This window comes from uncultured Pseudacidovorax sp. (genome assembly GCF_913773995.1).
Classification (GTDB): domain Bacteria; phylum Pseudomonadota; class Gammaproteobacteria; order Burkholderiales; family Burkholderiaceae_C; genus Xenophilus.
This window is the reverse complement of sequence record NZ_CAJYES010000020.1, coordinates 1-4,275: the sequence shown is the minus strand read 5'-3', so window position 1 is coordinate 4,275 and position 4,275 is coordinate 1. Positions and strand designations below refer to the sequence as shown.

The window sequence follows — 4,275 nt, the reverse complement described above, 5'->3', positions numbered from 1 at the left end:
GGTGGGTACATTCATGCCGGCACCCGCTGTGCTTCGGCCTCGGCCGCGATGGCGCGGGCCACGGCCTCGGCCACCTTGATGCCGTCCACGCCGGCCGACAGGATGCCGCCCGCGTAGCCCGCGCCTTCGCCGGCCGGGTACAGGCCGACCAGGCCGGGGCATTGCAGCGTCTCGCCGTCGCGGGCGATGCGGATGGGGGACGAGGTGCGCGTCTCGACGCCGGTCAGCACCGCGTCGTGCAGGTCGTAGCCGGGCAGCTTGCGCGCAAAGGCCGGGAAGGCCTCGCGCATCGCCTCGATGGCATAGCCGGGCAGGGCGGCATGCAGGTCGCCGGGCAGCACGCCCGGCTTGTAGCTAGGCACCACCTCGCCGAGCGCGGTGGAGGGGCGGCCGGCCACGAAGTCGCCTAGCAACTGGGCGGGTGCACAGTAGTCGCTGCCGCCGAGCACGAAGGCCTGCGACTCCAGCCGCCGCTGCAGCTCGATGCCGGCCAGCGGATGCGGCTTGCCGCGCGCGGCCTCCTGCAACTCGGGCGACAGGGGCAGGTGCTGGTAGTCGGTCGGGTAGTCGCGCGGCTCGATGCCCACCACGATGCCCGAGTTGGCATTACGTTCGGCACGCGAATACTGGCTCATGCCGTTGGTCACCACACGGCCGGGCTCGCTGGTGGCGGCCACCACCGTGCCGCCCGGGCACATGCAGAAGCTGTAGACCGCGCGGCCGTTGTTGGCGTGGTGCACCAAGCGGTATTCGGCCGCGCCCAGCGCCGGATGGCCCGCATGGCGGCCCCATCGGGCGCGGTCGATCAGGCTCTGCGGATGCTCGGCGCGAAAGCCGATGGAAAAGGGCTTGGCCTCGATCGGCGCGCCGCGGGTGTGCAGCATGCCGAAGGTGTCGCGCGCGCTGTGGCCCAGGGCGATCACCACATGGTCGGCGCGCAGCTCGTGCGCCTGGCCGCTGGCCTGGTCGACGGCGGTGACGCCGCGCACCCGGCCATCCTCGACCTGCAGGTCGGTCACCCGGTGCTGGAAGCGGATCTCGCCGCCCAGGGCAATGATCTCGGCGCGCATGGTCTCGACCATCTTCACCAGGCGGAAGGTGCCGATGTGCGGATGCGCCTCCCACAGGATGTCCTCGGGCGCGCCCGCCTTGACGAACTCGTTCAGCACCTTGCGGCCGAGGTGGCGCGGGTCCTTGATCTGGCTGTAGAGCTTGCCGTCGGAGAAGGTGCCGGCGCCGCCCTCGCCGAACTGCACGTTCGACTCTGGATGCAGGTTCTTGCGACGCCACAGGTCCCAGGTGTCCTGCGTGCGCTCGCGCACCGCCTTGCCGCGCTCCAGCACGATGGGCCGGAAGCCCATCTGCGCCAGCAGCAGCGCCGCGAAGATGCCGCAGGGCCCGAAGCCCACCACGATGGGCCGCCGCCCGCCCTCGGGCGCGCGCACCGGCGCCACGTAGCGCATGTCGGGTGCGCGCTGGATGTGGGGGTTCCTGGCGTGGCGCTGCAGCAGCGCGGCCTCGGCGGCCGGATCGGCCAGCGCCACGTCGACGATGTAGACGGTGACCAGCTCGGCCTTGCGCGCATCGAAGCTGCGCTTGTGCACGGTGTGCGACGCGATGTCGGCGGGCTGGACGCCCAGCGTGCTGGCGATCAGGGCCGGCAGCGCTTCGGGCGCGGGATCGAGGGGGAGCTTGAGTTCGGAAAGGCGGATCATCGGCGCGGGGCCCGTGGTAATCGGGCAGAGGGCGGTGAAGGGCGCGATTGTCGCCGACATGCGATGGCCGGGTGATGCCGTCGCTCGAAGGCCTGCGCATCGGTGGTCGATCAAGGGATGATGGCGGCCCCGTCCCCTTCATCGATGCCCGGTGCGGCAAGGAGCAAACGATGCAGATCAAATTGCTGGAGGATCTGGTCGCGCTGGCGCAGACGCGCAGCTTCACGCGCGCAGCAGAGCTGCGGCATGTCACGCATCCGGCCTTCGGCCGCCGGATCCGCGACCTGGAGCGGTGGGCGGGTGCGCCCCTCGTGGCGCGGGGCGGCTCTCCGGTGACGCTGACGCCGGCCGGAGAAAGGCTTCTGATCCATGCCCGTCAGATGGTGGACGGCCTGGCTGCGGCCCAACGTGAACTCCGAGGCGGCACGAGCGCCGGGCAGCCGGTTTTCACGCTGGGAACCGGCCGCACGCTGGCGCGCACCATCGCGGCCGACTGGCTGTGGCGGGTGCGGGGGCTGACCGCCGAGGCGATGGTCCATGTGCGCACGGGGGCGATGGCCGATGCGCTGCATCGGTTGGAGCATGGCGAAATCGACTTCATGCTGAGCTATCACCATCCGCTGATCGCCTTGCGCCTGCGTCCCGCCCAGCACCTCCAGCACACGGTGGCGCACGACCGGCTGGTGGCGGTGTCACGCGCGCAGGCCAGCGGCCAGCCGATGTTTCGCCTGGACGGCAGCCGGCCAGCGCCCTTTCTGGCCTATGCCCGGACGCTGGCGCTGGGCCACCTCGTGTCCGACCACCTGGCCAATCACGCGCAGGCACCTCGGCTGAGGCAGGTCCTCGAGGCCGACTCTGCCGATGCACTGCTGGAGTACGTGCGCAAGGGCCTCGGTGTGGCATGGCTGCCCTGGTCGCTCGCGGTGGGGGCCTGCCAGGAGAAGAAGATCGTGCCGCTGGGGGGCAAGGCGATGGAGATCGGCTTCGAGGTGCGCATGGTTCGCGACAAGCGCCGCCTGTCGGCGCTGGCGGAGCGGTTGTGGGAGGCCGTCGTGCCGGTCTGAGCGGCATGCTCCGTCTGCATCGCACGCCCAAAAGGCACGGGGATGTGCCGATTGGGCACGGTCGCGCGGCAGGCCGGCAGAAGAATCCGAGTCTCGACAACAAGACCGGAGACCTCATGCCCCCTCATCGCCGACTTCGGGCCCTGGCGCTGCCCGCCCTTTTCGCCGCACTGCTGCTGCCGACCGCACAGGCGCAGACCGACCCCTATCCCAACCGGCCCATCACGCTGGTGGTGGGCTATCCGCCCGGGGGAAGCACGGACCTGACCGGCCGGGCGGTCGCGGACCAGTTGGCCAAGGTGCTGGGCGTGCCCGTGGTCGTCGAGAACCTCGGCGGTGCCGGCGGCACCATCGGCGCGCAGAAGGTCGTGCGGGCCACGCCCGACGGCTACACCCTGCTGCTGGGTGCCAACAACGAGATCGCGATCGCGCGGCTCGTCTCGTCCACCGTCAAGTACACCCCCAGCGACTTCACGCCCATCGGGCTGGTGGCCTCGCAGCCGATGGTGCTGGTCGCCTCCGCCTCCAGCGGCATACGCACCGTCGACCAGTTGCTGCAGGCGGTCAAGGCCCGGCCCGGCGACTACAGCTACGGAAGTTCGGGCGTCGGCACGGCGCTGCACCTGGCGGGGGAAATGCTCAAGCAGCAGGCCGGGCTGCAGATGACGCACGTTCCCTACCGCGGCGTCGGGCCGCTGACCACCGATCTGGTCGGCGGCTCGATCGGCCTCGGCGTCTTCGTGCTGTCGAGTGGTTTGCCGCAGATCCGCGGCGGCAAGGTCGTGGCGCTGGGCATCACCGAGAAGAGCCGCTCCGCCGCCGCCCCGGACATCGCACCGCTCGCCAGCCACCCGGCCTTGAGGGACATGGACATCGGCGTCTGGTTTGCGCTGATGGCGCCGCCTCAATTGCCCGCACCCGTCGCCGCTCGGCTGCGCGCCGCGCTGGCCGAGGCACTGAAAGCGCCCGAGCTTCGCAGGAAGCTGCAGGACAACGGCTCCACGATCGCGGACGGCGCCGTGGACATGCCCCGCTTCCTGGACGCTGAAACCGCCAAGTACCAGCGCATCGTCGACTTCGCGAAGATCCGCGAATGAGGCCGGGCTCCTTCGAACTTTCGCCGCCCGAGCTCGGCCCCTGGCGCGCTGGCAACACCGGTGTCGAGGGCGTGTGGCACTTCGATTCCGGCGTGCCGGGACCGCGCGTCATGGTGAGCGCCCTGGTGCACGGCAACGAGCTGTGCGGGGCCTGGACCGTGCTGGGCCTGCTGCAGGCCGGCGTCCGGCCCGTTCGCGGTGCGCTCACGCTCGCTTGGTGCAACCTCGCGGCGTTCGACCGCTTCGACCCGCGCCAGCACGACGGGTCGCGGTTCGTCGACGAAGACATGAACCGCCAGTGGATGCCCGAGCGGATCGCCGACGGGCGCACGCACGAACGTCGCCGCGTGGCGGCGCTGCGCCCCTTCGTCGAGGCTTCGGACTGGCTGCTGGACTTGC

The 4,275-nt window shown here is 70.9% G+C and carries 4 protein-coding genes; 3 read left to right on the top strand and 1 reads right to left on the bottom strand.

Annotated features, from left to right (window positions below):
* Window positions 1-11: 11 nt before the first annotated feature.
* A complete protein-coding gene (locus tag QZ772_RS02020) occupies window positions 12-1,715 on the bottom strand; it encodes an FAD-dependent oxidoreductase (protein ID WP_295522538.1) in 1,704 nt (567 codons plus the stop codon).
* Between the two features lie 170 nt (window positions 1,716-1,885).
* Here QZ772_RS02020 and QZ772_RS02015 point away from each other — a divergent pair, with 170 nt between their 5' ends.
* From QZ772_RS02015 to QZ772_RS02005, 3 genes are all read left to right on the top strand, one after another.
* Window positions 1,886-2,779 carry a LysR family transcriptional regulator gene (locus QZ772_RS02015; protein ID WP_295522537.1) on the top strand — a complete coding sequence of 298 codons (894 nt, stop codon included), beginning with the start codon at window positions 1,886-1,888 and terminating at the stop codon, window positions 2,777-2,779.
* 116 nt (window positions 2,780-2,895) lie between these two features.
* Complete coding sequence (locus QZ772_RS02010; protein ID WP_295522536.1) at window positions 2,896-3,876, top strand: tripartite tricarboxylate transporter substrate binding protein; 981 nt, start codon at window positions 2,896-2,898, stop codon at window positions 3,874-3,876.
* On the top strand, window positions 3,873-4,275 hold a 403-nt coding region (locus tag QZ772_RS02005), incomplete at its 3' end, for a succinylglutamate desuccinylase/aspartoacylase family protein (protein ID WP_295522535.1). The genes QZ772_RS02010 and QZ772_RS02005, both read left to right, overlap by 4 nt.

Excerpts from the sequence above, each read along its gene's own strand:
- QZ772_RS02015 (WP_295522537.1), top strand. The coding sequence starts at position 1,886 with ATGCAGATCAAATTGCTGGAGGATCTGGTCGCGCTGGCGCAGACGCGC.
- QZ772_RS02020 (WP_295522538.1), bottom strand. The coding sequence starts at position 1,715 with ATGATCCGCCTTTCCGAACTCAAGCTCCCCCTCGATCCCGCGCCCGAA.
- QZ772_RS02010 (WP_295522536.1), top strand. The coding sequence starts at position 2,896 with ATGCCCCCTCATCGCCGACTTCGGGCCCTGGCGCTGCCCGCCCTTTTC.